Raw genomic sequence first — 20,039 nt, 5'->3', positions numbered from 1 at the left:
GGTTTTTTTATGCGCTAAAAGGGAAGGGGAAAGCGGGTGTAAGGCTCTAGAGTTTTGCCCTTTTTTTGGTAATATACCTGTAGTCAGTGGTTTTGTGTGGCTTGTCGATTTATTGGTCAGTGCCACAAGTCTAAATAATCCCCCAGTAAAACCAATATTTGCACAAGCAAAAATTAACATAACGGTAGGTTTGTATGGTAAAATTAACAAACAAAAATCTGTTGCCTGGCAGCCAGGTTTAAGCATTTAATATTAATTCAAAATAGGTAAAGGATGTTAAACAAGAGAAGAAATCTTCGCACTGTGCTTTTGACGCTTTTGATGGCGATAAGTATCAGTGCGTTTGCCCAGGAAATTTCCGTTTCCGGAACTGTAGTAGATACAGAAGGTGAACCACTGCCCGGGGTTAATATTATTATTAAAGGAACCACCACCGGAGCAGTCAGTGATTTTGACGGGAACTTTCAATTGCAGGTGCCGGATGCCCAAACAGCCGTGTTGCTTTTTCGCTTCATTGGTTTTGAAGAGCAGGAAATTGCTGTAGAAGGACGCTCGTCCATTACAGCCGTTCTAACGCCAAGTTCTATCGGACTGGACGAAGTTGTGGCCATTGGTTATGGCACCACCACAAAAAGAGATTTGACCGGTTCCGTATCATCGGTGCAGGGTGAAACCATTTCTAAGGTGCCGGTGGCCAGTGTGGCTCAGGCCTTAACCGGACGCATGGCCGGTGTGCAGATTACAACCGCCGATGGTTCTCCCGATGCGGAAATGATCATCCGGGTCAGGGGCGGAGGCTCCGTTACCGGCGATAATTCACCTTTGTACATTGTGGATGGTTTTCCCGTTTCCAGCATCAACGATGTGGCTCCTGGGGATATCCAGTCCATCGACGTATTAAAAGATGCCTCCTCTACGGCCATTTATGGATCTCAGGGTGCCAATGGCGTGGTCATTATCACCACCAAGAGCGCCAAAGGCGGCAAAACGCAGGTCACCTACAACGGCTACATGCAGGTGAAACAATTGGCTCAGCGCTTAGATGTTCTGGATCCCTATGAGTACGTCATGCGTAACTACGAATTGGCCGCTTTGGATGGCGAGGACGGCATTAAAGGATTTGAAAGGCGTTTTGGCGTATATGATGATATCGCGCTTTATAGGCATCAGAAGCCCATCGATTGGCAGGACGATATGTTTGGAGCCGATGTGATTTCTCAGCAGCACAACGTGAGCATCAACGGCGGAACCGAAAAAACCCGCTTCTCCTTGAGCAATACCTATAATAAGGATGGCGGTTTGATGGAGAACAACAGTTATGAGCGATACAATTTCAACTTTAAACTGAACCATGATTTGGCCGACAATCTGCGCTTTAATCTGAATGCGCGTGTGTCCGATACCCAAATCAATGGTTCCGGTACATCCGGCGGTACGCATAAAATCCGTACCACACAGGCCGTCACCTCACCCGCTGTAAAGGGTTTGGATGAGTTTGTCATTGTTAATCCCGGCAGCATGACCGATGAAGAGTACGAACAGTACCTGCGCAGCAATATGTCCTTGTCGGAACAAGCCGCCCAGTACTGGCGCTTAAGAAATGACAGGGCCTTTAATTTTACGGGTAGTGTTGACTGGGATATTATTCCGGGATTAACCTACCGTGTAGAAGGTGGCTTTGAATACGGTTTCGAGGAAGACAAGCGGTATTGGGGAGAATATACCACCAATGCTTCCTATGTGGATGGCAACCCGCTGGTCGACTGGGAAAAGGAAAACAAAACCAAAATGCGCAGCGCGCATATTCTGTCCTATAACTTTGACATCAACGATGTTCATGGTTTTGACCTCATGCTGGGTCAGGAAGCCATCACCTCTCAGGGGGATAATAATTATATGTACGCCACGGGCTATAGTGCCGATTTGGCGCCGGAAAAGATTTTTGCCAATATGGGATTGAGCAGCAGCAACCTGAAAGTCACCAGTAAGGTCAATACCAATGACAATCTGGCCTCTCATTTTGGTCGCTTTGGTTATAATTTTGACGACCGGTATTTGGTGACTTTAACGGCCCGTGCCGATGGGTCGTCCAAGTTTGCCGCGGGCAATCGCTGGGGCTTTTTCCCCGCAGCGGCGGTCGCCTGGCGCCTCTCAGAAGAAGGTTTTATGGCAGGGAGCCGGCACTGGCTGTCCAACCTGAAGTTGCGTTTGAGCTACGGAGAGGCCGGAAACAACAGAATTGCCTCATCGCTATACAAACTGGAGTACTCTATCCGTAATAATAAGACCTATGGTGTGGGTGATACCCCCAATAACTATTACACAGCGACCAATTCACAACTGGCCAATCCCAACCTGAGATGGGAAACCACCATCACCCGAAATGTGGGGCTGGATTTTGGGTTTTTTAATGAGCGCTTGTCGGGCACCTTGGAAGGCTACTACAATTCAGCGGTGGACTTGTTAATTAAACGCAATATCGTGGCCCCGGGATATACCGAGACGTTTGAAAATGTGGGAGAGACTTCCAACAAAGGGGTGGAACTTTCATTAAACGCTTTTATCATTGAAAAGCGCGACCGCTCTTTTAACTTCAATTTCAACATTGGCTACAACCAATCCAACGTGGAGCATCTGGCCGATGGTATTTTGGTTCAGGAGTATGCTTCCGGCTGGGCCGGTACCGATCTCAAAGGCTATTCTGACTACCGGGTGGAAGTCGGTCGCCCGCTGGGTATTATTTATGGCTGGGAAACAGATGGTTATTACACCACCGACGATTTCGAAAATTATGATGAGGCTACCGGACAATATGTTTTAAAAGAGGGGGTTCCCACAACCGGTTTGCTGGGCGGAAAAATTGGTATTCGTCCCGGAACCCTTAAGTTAAAAGATCAGCAGACCGAAGGAGAAGAAGGTTATGGTGTGGTGGATGAAGGCGATCGTACCATCATAGGTAACGCCACACCTGATTTTACCGGTGGTTTTGGGTTTAATGGCACCTTTAAGGGCTTCGACGCCTCTGTGATGTTTAACTTCGTCTATGGCAATGATATCTACAATGCCAATAAGATCGCCTCATCGCAACAATACCGGACCAGCAATCCTAACCTCCTGGCCTTTATGGCCGCCGATAACAGTTATACCTATCTGGATAGAAGTTCCGGCGAACTGGTGACCGATTTGGCCACACTCCGGGAGATGAATGAGGGCGCGAATGCCAAGGAATACTGGTCGCCCTATTCATTTGGCAATGCTACTGTAGTGCCCCATTCATGGGCCATTGAAGATGGTTCCTTTCTAAGATTTCAGAACCTGACGCTGGGTTATACATTGCCCACACCCGTCTCGCAACGAATTGGCAGTGAAAACCTGCGCATTTATGGTACCTTGAATAATATTTGGGTATGGACCAATTATACCGGTTATGATCCTGAGGTCAGCTCACCTGTCCGGGGCAGCGCTCCCTCCGGTTTAACGCCGGGTGTGGATTATTCATCCTATCCCAAGAGTTTCTCATGGACTTTAGGTATCAATCTTACTTTTTAAATTAAAATGATAGGCCTTTTATAAGGCCACAGCAACTAAAATATAAGGGTATGAAAATAAGTAAATATATATTGGGGATTGTCTGCTTCGCGACCGTGTTCTCTTCATGTGAGGACTATCTCGAAGTGGAAGCGCCATCTTCTTTCGATACCGATTATGTGTTTTCGAATACGGAAGATGCTAAAATGATGTTAATGGGTGCTTATCAGTTGTTTGCGGAGGATACCTATACCTCCCGGATGTCCAATGTCTGGATGCAAAACACCGATGTAGAAGTGATGCAACCCTCTGCCAATCCCGACGGGTCCCGACGTGACGTTTGGTCGCTACAGGGCGGATTCTTAAGCGGTTTTAATGATATTTTTAAGTCCTGGCGCGACAATTATCTGGTTATTGATCGGGCCAATCAGATCATTGAAGGCATCCAGGCCAGTTCATTGGCCAATGACCCCACCATGCGGATGTATCTGGGTGAAGCCTATGCGCTCCGTGCCTACCGTTACTATCTATTGATCAATTTCTTTGGTGATGTCCCTTACTTTACCGAGGCCGCCAAGGCCGGTATGGAGCTGGATATTCCCAAAACAGATAAAAATATCATCTATACGGGATGTATTCAGGATTTGGTGGACATTGAAGGTGAGATGTTCTTTGCTGATGAATACTCCGCCGGTATTGAGCGCATGAACCGCGAATTTGCCATGGGCATGATTAGTCGTTTGGCCCTTTTTCGTGCAGGCTATGGCATGACTGTGGATGGTACCATGAAAAAAGCGGACGATTACCTGGATACCTCCGGAGATGAAAGTCTGGCCGTTACCTATACGGCCCTGGATGGCAGTCAAAGGGTAGCCCGCACTTCTGAGGACTATTACCTGCTGGCCAGGGAATATGCCCAAAAGCTGGTGGCTTTGAAGGACCGGGCCTTAAATGCTGATTTTGCCAAGGTTTTTCGCAACCAGTGTGAATGGATTGCGCCGGTGAATGATGACGTGTTGTTTGAAGTAGCCTTTATGGCCGCCAACGGGGGAGATGTTGGCTGGTGCGTTGGCACCACTGTACGCAGCAGTTCAAAAGGTTCCACCACCATTCAGGTGAATCTTTCTCCGGCCTACTACTTTTCGTTCGATGATGCTGATGTCCGCAGGGATGCCACCGTCTCTAAAGTCGAGTTTGTCAGCGATACCGAGGAACAAGTGTCTTCTATAACCGGTTTGGCGGTGGCCAAATGGAACCGTTTGTGGCTGAATTCCAGTCCGGGTGCTTCCTCTTCCAAAGGAACCGGTATCAACTGGCCTTTGATGCGTTATTCAGATGTGCTGTTGATGTTGGCGGAAGCGGAGAATGAATTGAATGGTCCCTCTGCCTTGGCCAAAGATGCCCTGAAAAGAGTAAGGCGCAGAGCCTTCCCGGCAGAAGCTCATGCTTCAAAGGTAGAGGCTTATGTGAACAACATCACTTCAGAGGAGGATTTCTTTAATGCCGTAGTGGATGAGCGCGCCTGGGAATTGGGCGGTGAAGGTCTGCGCAAATTTGATTTGGTTCGCTGGAATATTTATGGTCAAAAAATAGTGGAGACCAAAGAGACGCTGAACAATATGGGCAAGGCTGCACATCAGTTGGAGATGTCGAATCCGGAAGTGGCGCAATATGCAAATTTGGCCGACTATCTGTACTATCAAATAGACAATGGACATATTACTTTCCTGAATACAAAATATAAGCCGGAGTTGGTGCCTGAATTAATCGTTGATGTTACAGAATTGGATGCTGAGGGAAATGAAGGCGCTTATGCCAGAGCCAACTGGGCCCGTAATCTGTTTAAAAAGGTGACCGACGAGAATAGCGGCGAGGAGTATTATGAGCCGGCCGATTATACCGAACGATGCTGGAGAGGCTATAAGGATGAGAGCGGGCAGTCAGCCGTGCCCTATCTGTTGCCCATCTCTACCCAGACCATTGAGGCCAGTGAGTTTCTGACCAATGAGGGTTATGGACATGTTATGAATTAATTTGAAGAAAATGAGAAATACATTCTTTGTTATCACCTTAAAAGGAAAGTCAGGGGATGTATTTCTTAATGAATAGCAAAGAGTTATGTCAGATAATCAAAAAAATATTGGTTGTCAATTGCATAGAATTTTTGTAAGACCATAAAAAATCACAATCATGAAAAAAAATATAAAATTAAGCCTGTCAGGGCTACTGGTTTTATCACTTTTCGGTCTGTTTACCGGATGTGATGACGAGGAGAATCTGGGAACGCCGGATCGTTTGTTCCGGCCCGTTGTAAAGGAGACCACCTATAGTGGCACCTGGATCCGGGTGGAGTGGGATAAGTATGAAGGCGCCCACTTGTTTAATCTGCAATTGTCGGTCGACTCATTTGAGACGGTTTTACATGATGTGGAAACAGATACCACTTTTTACACTTTTGAGGATCTGGATTATGACACCAATTACCAATTGCGGATTCGTTCCATGGGCAGTAGCTTGAATTCCGATTTTTTTGTGGGTGAAAACATCAAGACCTCGGATTATCCCACCCGTCTGGTAACGCCGGGCGCCGAAGATGTGATTGATAATCGCGCCCGCATTAAATGGACGGAAGCCCAATATGACAGCCTGGTTGTCTCAAGAAACGATACCCTGGTAGCCACCGTTGTATTAACTGAAGCGGACCATGCGGCGGGAGAAGTTATTTTGAGTCAGCTGACGCCCGAGACCACCTTTGTGGTCAAAGCCTATTCAGGCGGAGAATACATGGGCAAGAAGTCGTTCACCACCGTGCCCTCTCAACTTTTTGAAGGCGATGTGGTGGATCTCAGAGAATTAACCGAGGAAGAGAGTTATGAGTTATTGACCCAGACTTACATAGATGAGTTGAGCGCCCTCTATCCGGAAGGTTTTACCATGGTTCTTTCGGGAGGCACCACCTATAGTCTGAGCACAGGCCTTCAATTGTCTACTTCGGTAAGGTTTGTAACCGGATTGAGTCTCAAAGGCTTTGCCATTATGGCGGTGGCCAATAATTTTGACCTGGTAGCTGATGCCCAGGTGGGCGCCCTGAAGTTTGAGAAGATTGTCTTTACCGATCACCCGGACAAACCCAGGGATGCCGATGGAAACTTTGGCGGAACCTACATCTTTAACTTTGGGAATGGCGGAGCCGTTGTCGGCGAACTGAACTTTGAAAACTGCGACATTCGTTACAAGCGGGGCGTAGTGCGGATGAAATCGGCCACCACCATTGATAAATTTGTCATGAACAACTGTTTTGTGGATTCCATTGCCGGCTACGGCGTGCTGAACTTTGACCACGATGCCTCTTTTGGTGGTGACATCATTGTTTCCAATTCCACCATTAGTCATACGCAGAAATTCATTGTGGCCCGCAAAACACCTTCCATTCATTCGGTGACGATTGAGCATGTGACGGCTTGTTTCATGCCCAATGGCAGTGGCGATTACATGCTGGATCTGGAGAACAAAGAAGTACCCGGTGGCGTGCTGATTAAGAATTCCATCTTTGGTCCGGCCTGGGGCAGTGAGACCAGCCGTGGAATCCGAAGTGGCGGAGCCGTTGTAACCGTGGATAAGGGTTTTAGAACCAGCGATCAAAAATGGAGTACCCATACGGAGACCAATGAGTTTTTGTATCCCATTGATTTGGAAGATTTCGGTCAGCCATCTGCCGAAGTATTTGCCGATCCTTCAGCCAATGATTATTCCGTGAGCGACCCTGCTCTGGTTGAAAGAGTTGGTGATCCTCGCTGGTGGTAGAGGCATAAATGATCTCATGTTTAAATTTGATTACGATAAAGGGTACAGCTGGATGGCTGTACCCTTTATTAATAAATCCCAATTGGGTGTTTTCAGCTTTATGGTCCTATGGCTGGCCGCCCTTTTTGGTCTCGATCAGAACAACCCCATTGGCGCCCCTGCTTCCGTATATCGAAGCGGATGAATCTTTGAGAACGCTAATGCTTTTAACATGGCAGGGACTGATGTGAGAAATACTGTTAACCACCATGCCATCGACGACATATAGGGCGGCATTGGATGAGTTAATGGAGGAGATGCCGCGGATGATGACCTCTGGCTCTCGTCCGCCACCCACCACTTGAACACCCGCTAAACGGCCTTTGATGAGTTCAAAGATGTTGGAGTAGTGACAAAAATCGTTGCGCTTGTTTTCCATTTGGGACACAGATTGGGTCAGTTCGCTGCGTTTAACATAGCCGTAACCCACCACCAGCTCCTGGTTCTCCGGTGTGTTGTTGAAAGTAAGATGAATGTTCAGGGTGTCGGGGGTGCGACGGTTGATGCGCACTTTTGAGTCCTTGAAAATATTATCGCGACTGGTAAGCCGGAGGACGTCCTTCGCGTTCGTCACGATGGTAAAACGGCCCAGACTGTCGGTCATTACCGCCGAGCCCGCTTTTTCGGCAGTAACCCGCAGGTTGCTCACCGTTAAATCGTTGAGCGTGGTGACAAAACCTTCAACCACCCGCGTCTGTGCCAGGGCACTTGCATTCAACAGGCTTATAAGGATCCAAACGATTAGTGTTGTCTTCATAACTAAATGTCTATAATGAATATTGTTGCTTTTTAGTAAGACCATCGGGGTCGGAAAAACCCTTACTGGTTTTATCTAAAAGTCGGTATTTCAATTAATAAAGAAACAACTAAATTTTCATTATCCTTGCCCAGGATACGCCGAAGTTATTCCCAATTAGTTGAAAGTTCCCGGGAACTCAAAAACCAAATTTTCGGGGATATCGAGATTTGTTAATATTTAGTATCTTCAAGCCATTGAATTGTATTGATCCGGAAAAAATACCAAATTGCTATGCGCCAATTGACATTGCCACTGATGATTGCTTTAGTCTTATGCTTGAGTGTGTTAACGAACTGCTCAAATAAGCCCCCGGGAATTGACCGAAAGGCCCTTGTGGCGCGTCATACCATTATTCATCAGTCAAAGGATGCACTGTCACCGCTTACGGTGGGCAATGGGACCTTTGCCTTTACAGCAGATATTACGGGCATGCAAAGTTTTCCCGACCATTACGAACAGGGTATTCCTTTAGGTACCCTATCCGATTGGGGCTGGAATTCCTTTCCCAATCAGGGAGATTATACCTTTGATGATGTGACCAGGCGCTACTGGACCGGCCAGGATTCTGTCCCCTACTTGTACCAGTACGAGGGAGAAGGAAGTCAGCGACAGCAATCGGCCACCAAGTGGTTGCGTGAAAATCCGCATCGGTTGCATTTGGGACTTGTCGGACTGGAGATACAACTTTTGGACGGTAATGTGGTGGCTTTGGATGCTCTTGAGGATGTGCATCAGGAGCTGGATTTATGGACGGGTGAAATGAAAAGCTCTTTTAGCGTAGAAGGTGTGCCTGTTGAGGTGACAACGGTGGCACACCAGGAGAAAGACGCCGTTGCCTTTCGGATTGCCTCTTCCTTGCTGGAAGAGGGGCGTCTCAGGATGCGTCTGCGATTTCCCTATGGTCATCCTGACAAGTTTTCCTCCGGCTATGATCTGGGGCAACCCGACCGTCACTCCACCACCCTGATCCCGCTGGATGCCCAATCCTGTCGGTTCCAAAGAGCCCTGGACGATATCACCTATTACACCTCCTTGCAATGGTCGGGCACCGCCTCCATTGAGACAAGCGCCTTACATGATTATTATTTGGTGCCGACAGGTGAAGATGAAATAGAACTGGCCGTTTTGTTTTCGCAGGCAGAGGCGGATGACCTATTGCCCGATTTCAGCGCTGTTCAAAGCAGCAGTCGCGAACAGTGGCCCCGGTTCTGGGAGAGTGGGGCCGCCGTTGATTTTTCGGAATGTACCGACCCAATAGCTTTTGAGCTGGAACGACGGGTGGTTTTGTCGCAATACCTGACCCGGTTACAATGCACAGGGCCTTATCCGCCGCAGGAAACGGGACTGACCATGAATAGCTGGCATGGAAAATTTCATCTGGAGATGCACTGGTGGCACGCCTTGCACTTTATTTTGTGGAACCGGACCGACTTGATAGAGGAGCAGTTGGATTATTACCATACGATTTTTGATAAGGCCCGACAAACGGCCCAATGGCAGGGGTACGACGGGGTTCGATGGCCCAAGATGATAGCGCCCGATGGCGCTGAAAGTCCCAGTACCATTGGTACCTTTTTGATTTGGCAGCAGCCCCATATCATCTATTTTTCTGAGTTGCTGTGGCAGAATGATTACCAAAGAGACCGTCTGGCAGAAAAATACCAGGACCTGGTTTTTGCCACGGCTGATTTTATGGCCTCCTATGCCCGTTGGGACAGTACCGATCAGCGCTATGTGCTGGGTCCGCCACTCATTCCTGCCCAGGAGCGCTTTGCGCCTGAGACGACTGAGAATGCCGCTTTTGAACTGGCTTACTGGGACTTTGGACTACGGACGGCGCAGAAGTGGCGGGAGAGGGCCGGATTGGCACCCGACGAAAAATGGCAGCAAGTGATTGATCATTTGTCGCCCCTCCCGGTCAAGAACGATTTGTATCTGTTTACCGAGGATGCCACTGATTCCTACATTAACCGGGACTACCTCTCCGATCATCCCATGGTGTTGGGCATGATGGGTTTTTTACCGCCCAGTGCTTATGTGAATTTCGAATTTCTGGAAAGTTCCTATGATGTGATTCGAAGCGTCTGGCAATGGGAGACCATCTGGGGATGGGATGTTCCATTGGCTGCCATGACCGCCACTTTTTTGAACCGCCCCCACGAGGCAGTGGATATTTTATTAATGGATACCCCGAAAAACACCTATCTGGTCAACGGGCACAATTATCAGCATGCCGAATTGCCCCTTTATTTACCGGGCAATGGCGGTATCTTGTCTGCCGTGTCTTTAATGTGTACTTATAAAAACAGTGAGGGCAACAATGGATTTCCGCAAAACGGCCATTGGAAGGTACAATATGAAAATATGAATAATTGGGTGTCCTATTAGTCGAGCGCTTCCAGTTCTTTGGTCAATCGGTTGACTTCCGCTTCATTGTTCAAGCGCATGTAGCAGTTTCTCAAAAGCAATATGTAGGCTTTTTGGTTGGGATCCATTTGGCGCAGTTCCAGAAGGATGTCGCGGGATTTGCGATAGTCTTCCGATAAGCGGGAGAGTTCCCTTCTCAAATAGGCATAAGTGGTGGCGTTTTCGTTCTGCTTATATTTGGCCATCTCCCTTTGGTACTGGGTTTCTGCTTTGGCAAAGTAATGCTTGGCCATAAAGAAGCGTGAGGCCTGATTGTCGGGGTACTTTTTCAGGTGTTCCTGATGTTTCGTAAAAAGCCCCTCCTTTTGTCCGGTTTCTTCCAACGCCTTAAGATAGGCCGATTGAAGCTCTTCGGTTTCATTAAAAGATATTTCTTCCCAGATGGATAAGGCCCATTCAGCGTTGCCGTCACTCACGTGGTCCAAAAATAATTTGGTCAGCATTTGATCTTCGTAGCTCAATTGCGGTGTTTCTGATTCAACTTCCGTTGAATCGTTTGGCATGTTTACCAGATGGTTGGCTGATACTTCTATCCCCATAAATATTAGGAGCAAAGGCAGCAAAGATAATTTTTTTTTCATAGGTCAATAGTTTTTAAACAGGCGCACATTTTACAAGACAGACAGAGGTGAAAGTTAAGGGCTTAGTGATTGGGTTTGCAATAACCGTGCCTCTAAAATATACCCGGAGGTGCAAATATAAAAATTTTGCATTAGATTTGTATATACAGGCATCATGGATGTTACGAATTAAAAGAAAAGAGGATGAGACTATTTTTATCAATATGGATGCTGTTGCTTATTTTCACAACAGGCCAGGCGCAGGATGAAGCCGCCCATCGGAAAGCCTATCTGGAACGTGTGGTGGGTGTTGAAACCCATAAGGACACGACACGGGTGCATGATCCGGTCATGATTCGGGAAAACGGAAAGTATTACCTGTTTACTACGGGTTGGGGCATATCGGTGTTTTCGTCGGACGACCAAATTACCTGGAAACGTGAGCGGCCTGTGTTCGATGAGGTCCCGGAATGGACCAGGGAAGCCGTTGAAGATTTTAAAGGACACATATGGGCGCCGGACATTGCCTACTATAAAGGACAATACCATATTTATTATTCCATTTCTTCCTTTGGAAAAAACACTTCTGCCATGGGGGTCGCCACCAACAAGACCCTGGATCCGGACAGTCCGGACTTTGAATGGGTGGATCACGGTAAGGTGATTCAATCGGTTCCCGGTGAGACCGACTGGAATGCCATTGATGCGAATTTTATTGTGGATGAGGCAGGCACCCCTTATCTTTCGTTTGGCTCTTTTTGGGGCGGTCTGATGCTCGCTCAGCTCACCCCTGACGGGCTTTCCCTGGCACAGGAGGTGGATGATTTAACGGTCCTGGCTACGCGACAAACAAGCACCAACGCCATTGAAGCCCCTTTCATCATTCAAAAGGATGGTTTCTACTATCTGTTTGCCTCTTTTGATTTTTGTTGCCGCGGCGCCGAGAGTACCTACAAAGTCGTAGTAGGGCGTTCTGAAAACCTGGCAGGGGCGTATTTTGATGCCGATGGTCAGTCCATGCTGGAAGGTGGCGGCACCCTGGTGGTTGAGGGCGGTGAGCGCTACGCCGGTGCCGGACATAACGCCGTTGTGTCCTTTGACGGGGTGGATTACCTGGTATTCCATGCCTACGACATGGAAAGGGACGGTAATAGCTACTTGCGCATTCTGCCCATTGAGTGGGAGAACGGCTGGCCCAAAGTGGAGGCTGTTTACTGATAAGGTTTAGAATATACCGTAAAGGGCATATTCTGCTGTGTTGCAAAAGACCTGACTGTAGATGTAGAAGCCGTAGCGGTTGGTTTCAATTTTTCGGTTGAGCTGGACAATCGGGTGGTTTTGGCCCACCTGAAAATGTTGTTGCAGTTGCTCCCCGGCTGTTGTAGCGAGAATTTTCTGTTCACCACCCGTGACTTCTATCTGGTAGTTTTTTCTGAGGATGTCAAAGAGTGACTTGTTTTCAAGCGCACGCCTTGTAAAGCGGGTCAGGTTGATGTTGGGCAGCATGGTAATGTCATAAAACACCGGTTTGCCATTCATTAAACGCAAACGCTCAAAATAGATACACCCCACTTCTTTTTCTACTTGCGTTAGCGGATAGGTAAAGGCTTCCTCCCACGTTTTAATTTCAGGCGGAACAATGATTCTGGTCTCCAGGTTGTCCTGTCCCACAGCCGAGGTCGTACCGCTTAACGACAGGATACCAATGCCCTTGGGCATGCCCTTTATGATACTGCCTTTTCCTTGTTGTTTGACAATGTAGCCTTCATTTTGTAGGCGGGCCAGGGCCTTTCTGATGGTTGGCCGGGTGAAGCCATGCGTGATGGTTAATTCATTTTCAGAGGGCAGGAGGTCCCCTTCTTTATATATCCCTTCTGTGATATGCTGACGAAGAATCTCATATATCTGCTTATGGGGTGGCAAGGTGCTACCTTCTTGTATCATTGTAATGGCAATTGGTGGTTTATATGTTGTTATATAGTTCCTACAAAAGTATAAAAAAAACATATACCAAATTGATGTCTAAACAATTTAGGCAAGCAAGCGCTCAATGATGACCTTACCTGGCTTTTGTTAAAGCAAAAAAGTGGGGGCATGAAAAAAACACATCTTTAACTTGTATTTACAAGTTGAAAAGTGTATTTTTGTAAAAAAATATAGTTCTATGGCTACAGTAATAATTATGCCCAAGCAGGGGCAGTCCGTTGAAAGCTGCATCATCACCGAGTTTCACAAGAATATTGGGGATGCGGTGTCCAAAGGGGACATCCTATTTGCCTATGAAACAGATAAGGCATCTTTTGAAGAAGAGGCACCCGTTGACGGTGTTTTATTGGCATCCTTTTTTAGCGAAGGCGATGAGGTGCCGGTGTTGACCAATGTTTGTGTCATTGGTCAGGAAGGTGAATCGACCGATGAATTTCGCCCGGGAGGCGAAACGGCCGATGATGCACCAGTAAAGGAAACAACCACGCAAGCCAAAGAGGCAGCGGCGGATGTTCCTGCAGAAGCAGCGGCCGAACCAAAAGCGGAAGCGAAAACTGAGTCAAAAGCAGAGGCGAAGGGAGAGGGCTTCGGCGTTTCTCCGAGGGCCAGGCATTTGGCTGCCGATAAGGCGGTGGATGTGAAGGATGTGCCCGGTAGCGGACCCAAAGGACGGGTCATAGAGCGGGATGTGAAATCGGCCGCAGATGCACAAGGAAAAATGACTCCCCTGGCCAAACAGGTCGCAGCCGAAACAGGCGCCGCTAAGGTCGCCGAAGGAAGCGGACTGGCCGGTTCAGTTACCGGAAAAGATGTGGCAGCCGGAAATCCTGTTTATGGTGCCGATTTTGAAATGAAGCCCATCAGCAACATGCGCAAGCTGATTGCCAAAGCCATGCATGCCTCCTTGCAAAACTCCGCACAGCTCACCCACCATTTAGGGGCAGATGCCCGTCGCTTGCTGGCCCTTCGTAAAGAAGTGAAAGCGGCCATGGACAAAGGGTATCCGACCAATATTACCCTAAACGACATGATTTGCTTTGCGACCATCAAGGCTTTGAAGAAGTTCCCACAGGTCAATGCCCATTTCATGGGTGACAGCATGAAAAACTTTAACAAAGTACATTTTGGTCTGGCCGTGGATACCGACCGGGGCTTAATGGTGCCGGTGATTAAAAACGCCGATGACTTGTCGGTGCAGGGCCTCGCCAACCAATTCAAAGAAATAGCGGCCGCCTGCCGCAAAGGAAGTGTAAATCCGGAATTGCTCGCGTCTGATGCAGCCAGTTTCACGGTTTCCAACCTGGGTAATTATGGGGTGGAGATGTTTACCCCGGTGATCAATCTGCCACAGGTCGCCATTCTGGGTGTCAATACCATTGTCCCCCGTCCCAAAGATTTGGGTGATGGCGTCTATGGTTTTGTGCCTTATCTGGGACTGAGTCTCACCTACGACCACCGTGCTTTGGATGGCGGGGAAGCCACCCGCTTTGTGAAGCAGGTAGCCGTGGAAATTGAGAACCTGGAACTGGATTTTTAATCACCTGAAAAACGAAAGATGTACAATTTAGCAATTATAGGCGGAGGTCCCGCCGGCTACGTAGCCGCAGAACGGGCCGGTGCCAAAGGATTAAAAGTGGTGCTTTTTGAGAAGAAGGACCTCGGAGGCGTGTGCCTCAATGAAGGTTGCATACCTACCAAGACCTTGTTATACAGCGCCAAGCTGTATGACCATGCCAAAGGCGGTGCCAAGTATGGCGTCCATGCTGAAAATGTGACCTTCGACTTCGGCAAAATGATGGCCCGTAAAAACAAGGTCGTCAAAAAACTGGTCGGTGGTGTGGGGGCCAAAATGAAGGCCTTTGGCGTAGAAACTGTTTCGGCCATGGCCGTCATCAAAAGTCGCTCCGCTTCAGGCGTTGAGATTGAGGCCGATGGCCAGGTTTATACGGCTGAAAATGTGATGGTCTGTACCGGATCTGAAGCTTCCGTGCCCCCCATTCCCGGTTTGAAAGAGGCGGGTGATGTGGTGGTGACCAACCGGGAAATTCTGCAATTGACGGAATTGCCCCAATCACTCGTAGTCATTGGCGGGGGCGTTATCGGGACCGAGTTTGCCAGTTTTTTCAGCAGTCTGGGTACCCAGGTCACCGTGATTGAAATGCTCCCTGAAATATTGACCGGCATGGATCCGGAGATGAGCGCCATGCTGCGCAAGATATTCGAAAAGAAAGGCGTTACCTACCATTTGTCGGCCAAAGTAACCGCGGTTAATGGTCACGAGGTGGTCTTTGAAAAAGACGGTAAGCGTGAAACCGTTTCGGGAGAAAAAATTCTGGTGAGTGTGGGACGCCGACCCAATACACAGGGCGTTGGACTTGAAAATATCGGCGTGGAATTGTTCCGGGGTGGCATCAAGGTCGACGCATACATGCGGACCAATATCCCGAATGTCTATGCCGCCGGTGACGTCACCGGTTTTTCCCTTCTGGCCCATACCGCCAGTCGCGAAGGCGAAGTGGTGGTGAACAACCTGACCGGTCGCAAAGACGTGATGCGCTACAACGCCATTCCCGGCGTGGTCTATACCAATCCTGAATTTTCAGGGGTGGGCCTCACCGAAGATGCCGCCAAAGCCCAAAAAATAGATTATAAAGTGGTGAGTCTGCCCATGGCTTATGCCGGACGCTTTGTCGCTGAAAATGAAGGTGGCTCAGGTCTGAGCAAAGTGCTGGTCGGCGCCAAATATGGCGAAGTTCTCGGCGTTCACATGCTGGGCAACCCATCGAGTGAAATGATATACGGGGCGGCCATGGCCATCGAAGCCGAAATGACGCTGAAAGAACTTGAAGAAGTGGTGTTTCCGCATCCCACCGTTTCAGAGATATTTAAGGAAAACGTTTTCGCCTTTTCGGGGCATTGATGCAGCAGGAACGTATGCGTCCTAATTTATTCAGATAACATTATAAGATAAACAATATGCCAAAAATTCAATTCCTGGATCCTATTGAGTCCAGAAAGTCAAGTGACATCAAATTTAAGCCGATTCCTGTTAACAAGTACAACAAGACGGTCAAAGATGAACTTAAAAATTTTACCAAAGATGAGTTGGTGGCCGTGTACCACGACATGGTGGTGATACGTGAATTTGAAACCATGCTCAACCTCATTAAGACCACCGGTGAATACAATGGCGTGGCCTATGACCACCCCGGACCTGCCCACTTGTCGATTGGACAGGAAGCAGCTGCCGTAGGTATGGCTTTTACTCTGACGGTAGAGGATTTTATTTTTGGCTCTCACCGTAGTCACGGCGAAATTCTGGCCAAAGGTCTGAGTGCCATTGCCAAGCTGAGTGATGAGGAGTTGACCAAAATTATGGACACCTTCTTTAACGGATCTACCCTGGAGGTGGTCAAGAAGAATTTCAATGGTTCGGTGAAAGAACTGGGACGTCGCTTCCTGATTTATGGTACCTTGGCAGAGATTTTTGCCCGCGAAACAGGTTTCAACAAAGGTCTGGGTGGTAGTATGCACGCCTTTTTCACGCCCTTTGGTGTTTATCCCAACAATGCCATTGTCGGTGGTAGTGGTGACATCGCTGTTGGTGCAGCTCTTTTCAAAAAGGTGAACCGTAAACCCGGTATGGTCGTGGCCAATATTGGGGATGCCTCTATGGCTTGTGGTCCCGTTTGGGAAGGCATTACCTTTGCCGCCATGGATCAGTTCTCCAAGTTGTGGGACGATGATATGAAGGGCGGACTGCCGGTCATTTTCAATGTAATGAACAACCAGTATGGAATGGGTGGTCAGACCTGCGGGGAAACCATGGGTTACGGCATGGCGGCCCGTATCGGTGCCGGTGTTAACGAAGATCAGATGCATGCCGAGCGTGTGGATGGCTACAATCCCCTGGCGGTGATTGATGCTTACCGTCGCAAGCGCAAGGTCATTGAAGATAAAAAAGGACCCGTTTTACTGGAAGTGCTGACTTACCGCTACTCCGGTCACTCGCCTTCAGATGCTTCTTCTTACCGTAGCAAGGAAGAAGTGGAAGCATGGCAGGCGCACGATAGCATCATCGGCTATGGTCAGCAGCTTGTTGAAGCCGGTGTGGCTTCTGAAAAAGATTTGGATGCCATCTCAGAGGATGTGAAGTCCATTATCATGGACATGTTTAAGTTGTCCATCGATCCGGTAATTTCTCCCTTGATGGATATGAATAACAATCCCGAGCGCATTGGTGAGATGATGTTCTCTAATGAATCGGTGGATGCCATGTTGCCGGGTACACCGGAGGTGAACCATCCCATGGAAGAGAACCCCCGTGTGAAGCAGTTGAAGACGAAGGAACGTTATGCTTTTGATAAGGACGGCAAGCCCTTCTCCAAAATGAAGCAGTACCAGTTGCGCGATGGTCTTTTTGAAGCCGTGGTGGACCGCTTTTACAAAGATCCTTCTCTGGTGGCTTATGGTGAAGAGAACCGCGACTGGGGCGGTGCCTTTGCCGTTTATCGCGGGTTGACCGAAGCCTTGCCTTACCACCGCTTGTTTAACTCACCCATTGCAGAAGGCGCCATTGCCGGTACGGCCATTGGTTATGCCATGTGCGGTGGACGTGTCATTCCGGAGATCATGTATTGCGACTTTTTGGGTCGTAGTGGCGATGAGGTTTTTAATCAGTTACCCAAATGGCAGGCCATGAGTGGTAATGTGCTAAAAATGCCCGTGGTTATGCGCGTGTCGGTAGGTTCCAAATATGGCGCCCAGCACAGTCAGGACTGGACCTCACTGGTGGCCCATATTCCCGGTCTGAAGGTGGTCTTTCCCGTGACGCCCTACGATGCCAAAGGTCTAATGAACAGTGCGCTTCAGGGCACGGATCCGGTTATTTTCTTTGAAAGTCAGCGCATCTACGACATTGGTGAGCAATTTCACACAGAGGGCGTGCCCGAAGGTTATTATGAAATCCCGATGGGTGAACCCGATGTGAAAAAAGAAGGCCAGGATGTGACCATTTTAACCATTGGTGCTACCCTATACAGGGCTTTGGACGCTGCCAAAATACTGGAAGAAAAATACAATATGTCCGCCGAGGTCATCGATGCCCGGTCGCTGGTGCCTTTTAACTATGAGAAAGTCATTGAATCGGTGAAGAAAACAGGTCGTATCATCATTTCCGGTGATGCCACCAGTCGCGGTTCCTTCCTGAACGATCTGGCCCGTAATATCGGTGAGCTGGCCTTTGATTATTTGGATGCCCCCGTCGTGGTCGTCGGTTCACGCAACTGGATTACGCCGGCTTATGAGCTGGAAGAGAGCTTCTTCCCTCAGCCTGATTGGTTCCTCGATGCCATACACGAAAAAATAGTGCCTTTAAAGGGACATGTATGCAAGAGCAATTTTACCGATGCCGAGCAAATACGTCGTTCCAAATTGGGCGTTTAAAAAAACATCTTATGAGTTACTATTCAAAATTTTCAGATAAAGCCACCTTGTTACAGAAGGCTGCCGGTCTAAACGACTGGACTTCTGTAAAGGTGAATGCCCACATGCATACACCCTATTCTTTCAGTGCCTTTGAGGATATTCCTCAGGCACTGGATATGGCTGTGGCAGAGGAAGTGAAAGTCGTGGGTGTGAATGATTTTTATACCGCCGATGGCTATGCCGAATGGGCGCGTGAATGCGAAAAGCGCCATCTGTTCCCGCTTTTTAATATTGAATTTATCAGTCTCAATAAAGAGGACCAGTCCAATAATATCCGGGCCAACGATCCCAACAATCCGGGACGGATTTATTTAAGTGGCAAGGGCTTAAGCTTCCCGCTGCAATTAAAAGATCCCTATCTGCAGCAGTTGGTAGACGTACGCAATGAGTCGAACCACCATGTGGAACGCATGTGCGGAAAGCTGAATGAGATTCTGGAAGCCTGTCAGGCCGGTTTTGTATTGTCTTATCCCAAGGTGAAAGAAGAGATGACCCACGGCAGTGTGCGGGAGCGTCATCTGGCCAAAGCTTTTCGCCTGGAAGTGGAAGCACGGCACAGCAGTGCAGAAGCCCAAAAGGCATTTTACAAGCAGGTGTTTGGTGGTAAGGAATTGAAATCGGACCCCGCCGATTTTGCCGCTGTGGAAAATGAAATACGCGGAAACCTGTTAAAAGCCGGTGGAGGCGCCTTTGTCCCTGAAAGTCCCCAAGCCTTTCTGGACATGGAAAGTGTCCGTCAAATCATTTTGCAGGCCGGCGGAATGCCCACCTATCCCTTTTTGGCCGACGATGCCAAAGGAGGTTTTACCGACTTTGAAAACGACAAGGAGCGCGTGGCTGCTCAACTAAAAGAGCGGGGCATTGCCTCTGTCGAGTTCATCACCACCCGTAACAGTCTGGCCGTCCTGGAAGATTACGCCGAATACTTATACGAGCAGGGCTTTGTGGTCACCTTTGGCACCGAGCATAACACCCCCGCCATGGAACCTATTGAGCTCAAAGCGCGTGGTAATACACCGCTATCGGCCCGACTAATGGAACTGAACCTGAGAGGCGCCTGCGTGACCGCTGCCCATCAATACCTGGTGGCCCGCGGAGAAAAAGGCTACGTAGATATCGATGGCACCGCAGACATCGCCAGCCGCGAAACCTACGAAAAACTCGGACGCGCCCTGATCGAAGAGGCGTAAGGTTTTTATCCGCTAATTACACGAATTTTACGAATTTCTCTTTTGAAATACCAGATTTTCTATAATTTGCGGATTCGCTTCCCGCCTCAAGGAATTTTCGTTAAAAAAATCAAGTTGATTGTCGTAAAAAAATCCGGGCTGTTTGAGCGTAGCGAGTTCCCGGATTTTAGACAATTAAGTTGATTTTTAGAAAATTACTTGCAGCGGCGGCCCTTTTTG

Annotated in this window: 12 protein-coding genes; 9 read left to right on the top strand and 3 right to left on the bottom strand. The window is 48.4% G+C overall.

Translation table 11 applies throughout. The features are described from left to right. Positions 1–273: 273 nt before the first annotated feature. From JCM15548_RS14830 to JCM15548_RS14820, 3 genes are all read left to right on the top strand, one after another. Positions 274–3,549, top strand: coding sequence for a SusC/RagA family TonB-linked outer membrane protein (locus tag JCM15548_RS14830; RefSeq protein WP_062127027.1), 3,276 nt, complete (start codon positions 274–276; stop codon positions 3,547–3,549). A gap of 50 nt (positions 3,550–3,599) precedes the next feature. Further along, the gene (locus JCM15548_RS14825) at positions 3,600–5,561 is read left to right on the top strand and encodes a RagB/SusD family nutrient uptake outer membrane protein (protein WP_062127025.1); all 1,962 of its coding nucleotides are present in this window, start codon (positions 3,600–3,602) and stop codon (positions 5,559–5,561) included. Positions 5,562–5,718: 157 nt separating this feature from the next. Then, on the top strand, positions 5,719–7,332 hold the full coding sequence (locus tag JCM15548_RS14820; protein WP_062127022.1) for a DUF4957 domain-containing protein: 1,614 nt from the start codon (positions 5,719–5,721) through the stop codon (positions 7,330–7,332). Between the two features lie 106 nt (positions 7,333–7,438). Here JCM15548_RS14820 and JCM15548_RS14815 read toward each other — a convergent pair whose 3' ends face one another. After that, entirely contained in the window at positions 7,439–8,128 is a 690-nt protein-coding gene (locus JCM15548_RS14815) for a TonB-dependent receptor plug domain-containing protein (protein ID WP_062127020.1), read from the bottom strand. Between the two features lie 297 nt (positions 8,129–8,425). Here JCM15548_RS14815 and JCM15548_RS14810 point away from each other — a divergent pair, with 297 nt between their 5' ends. After that, complete coding sequence (locus JCM15548_RS14810; RefSeq protein ID WP_162198258.1) at positions 8,426–10,558, top strand: hypothetical protein; 2,133 nt, start codon at positions 8,426–8,428, stop codon at positions 10,556–10,558. Here the strand turns inward: JCM15548_RS14810 and JCM15548_RS14805 are convergent. Next, a complete protein-coding gene (locus JCM15548_RS14805; protein WP_062127014.1) occupies positions 10,555–11,178 on the bottom strand; it encodes a tetratricopeptide repeat protein in 624 nt (207 codons plus the stop codon). The two genes, JCM15548_RS14810 and JCM15548_RS14805, sit on opposite strands and share 4 nt — an antisense overlap. A 183-nt stretch (positions 11,179–11,361) precedes the next feature. Here JCM15548_RS14805 and JCM15548_RS14800 point away from each other — a divergent pair, with 183 nt between their 5' ends. After that, the gene (locus JCM15548_RS14800; protein ID WP_227625898.1) at positions 11,362–12,375 is read left to right on the top strand and encodes an arabinan endo-1,5-alpha-L-arabinosidase; all 1,014 of its coding nucleotides are present in this window, start codon (positions 11,362–11,364) and stop codon (positions 12,373–12,375) included. Between the two features lie 6 nt (positions 12,376–12,381). On the opposite strand, the gene JCM15548_RS14795 is transcribed toward JCM15548_RS14800, so the two are convergent. Further along, positions 12,382–13,101, bottom strand: a complete 720-nt coding sequence (locus tag JCM15548_RS14795) for a GntR family transcriptional regulator (protein WP_062127010.1) — start codon at positions 13,099–13,101, stop codon at positions 12,382–12,384. Positions 13,102–13,321: 220 nt separating this feature from the next. Between JCM15548_RS14795 and JCM15548_RS14790 the strand changes: the two genes are divergently transcribed. From JCM15548_RS14790 to JCM15548_RS14775, 4 genes are read left to right on the top strand one after another with little or no spacing between them, the layout of a single operon-like run. Beyond that, positions 13,322–14,680 (top strand): dihydrolipoamide acetyltransferase family protein, encoded by a 1,359-nt coding sequence (locus JCM15548_RS14790; protein ID WP_062127007.1) that lies wholly within the window; start codon positions 13,322–13,324, stop codon positions 14,678–14,680. An 18-nt stretch (positions 14,681–14,698) separates the two neighbouring features. Then, positions 14,699–16,063 carry a dihydrolipoyl dehydrogenase gene (gene lpdA, locus JCM15548_RS14785; RefSeq protein ID WP_062127004.1) on the top strand — a complete coding sequence of 455 codons (1,365 nt, stop codon included), beginning with the start codon at positions 14,699–14,701 and terminating at the stop codon, positions 16,061–16,063. A 56-nt stretch (positions 16,064–16,119) separates the two neighbouring features. Then, entirely contained in the window at positions 16,120–18,588 is a 2,469-nt protein-coding gene (locus JCM15548_RS14780; protein WP_062127002.1) for an alpha-ketoacid dehydrogenase subunit alpha/beta, read from the top strand. Positions 18,589–18,599: 11 nt separating this feature from the next. Beyond that, entirely contained in the window at positions 18,600–19,820 is a 1,221-nt protein-coding gene (locus JCM15548_RS14775; protein ID WP_227625897.1) for a PHP domain-containing protein, read from the top strand. Positions 19,821–20,039 lie beyond the last annotated feature (219 nt).

The organism is Geofilum rubicundum JCM 15548, from assembly GCF_000974365.1.
Taxonomy (GTDB): domain Bacteria; phylum Bacteroidota; class Bacteroidia; order Bacteroidales; family Marinilabiliaceae; genus Geofilum; species Geofilum rubicundum.
The sequence above is the reverse complement of the archived record's forward strand: the minus strand, read 5'-3'. Positions and strand labels throughout refer to the sequence as shown.

Coding starts and splice junctions, on each gene's coding strand:
- JCM15548_RS14830 (WP_062127027.1), top strand. CDS start 274: ATGTTAAACAAGAGAAGAAATCTTCGCACTGTGCTTTTGACGCTTTTG.
- JCM15548_RS14825 (WP_062127025.1), top strand. CDS start 3,600: ATGAAAATAAGTAAATATATATTGGGGATTGTCTGCTTCGCGACCGTG.
- JCM15548_RS14820 (WP_062127022.1), top strand. CDS start 5,719: ATGAAAAAAAATATAAAATTAAGCCTGTCAGGGCTACTGGTTTTATCA.
- JCM15548_RS14815 (WP_062127020.1), bottom strand. CDS start 8,128: ATGAAGACAACACTAATCGTTTGGATCCTTATAAGCCTGTTGAATGCA.
- JCM15548_RS14810 (WP_162198258.1), top strand. CDS start 8,426: ATGATTGCTTTAGTCTTATGCTTGAGTGTGTTAACGAACTGCTCAAAT.
- JCM15548_RS14805 (WP_062127014.1), bottom strand. CDS start 11,178: ATGAAAAAAAAATTATCTTTGCTGCCTTTGCTCCTAATATTTATGGGG.
- JCM15548_RS14800 (WP_227625898.1), top strand. CDS start 11,362: ATGAGACTATTTTTATCAATATGGATGCTGTTGCTTATTTTCACAACA.
- JCM15548_RS14795 (WP_062127010.1), bottom strand. CDS start 13,101: ATGATACAAGAAGGTAGCACCTTGCCACCCCATAAGCAGATATATGAG.
- JCM15548_RS14790 (WP_062127007.1), top strand. CDS start 13,322: ATGGCTACAGTAATAATTATGCCCAAGCAGGGGCAGTCCGTTGAAAGC.
- lpdA (WP_062127004.1), top strand. CDS start 14,699: ATGTACAATTTAGCAATTATAGGCGGAGGTCCCGCCGGCTACGTAGCC.
- JCM15548_RS14780 (WP_062127002.1), top strand. CDS start 16,120: ATGCCAAAAATTCAATTCCTGGATCCTATTGAGTCCAGAAAGTCAAGT.
- JCM15548_RS14775 (WP_227625897.1), top strand. CDS start 18,600: ATGAGTTACTATTCAAAATTTTCAGATAAAGCCACCTTGTTACAGAAG.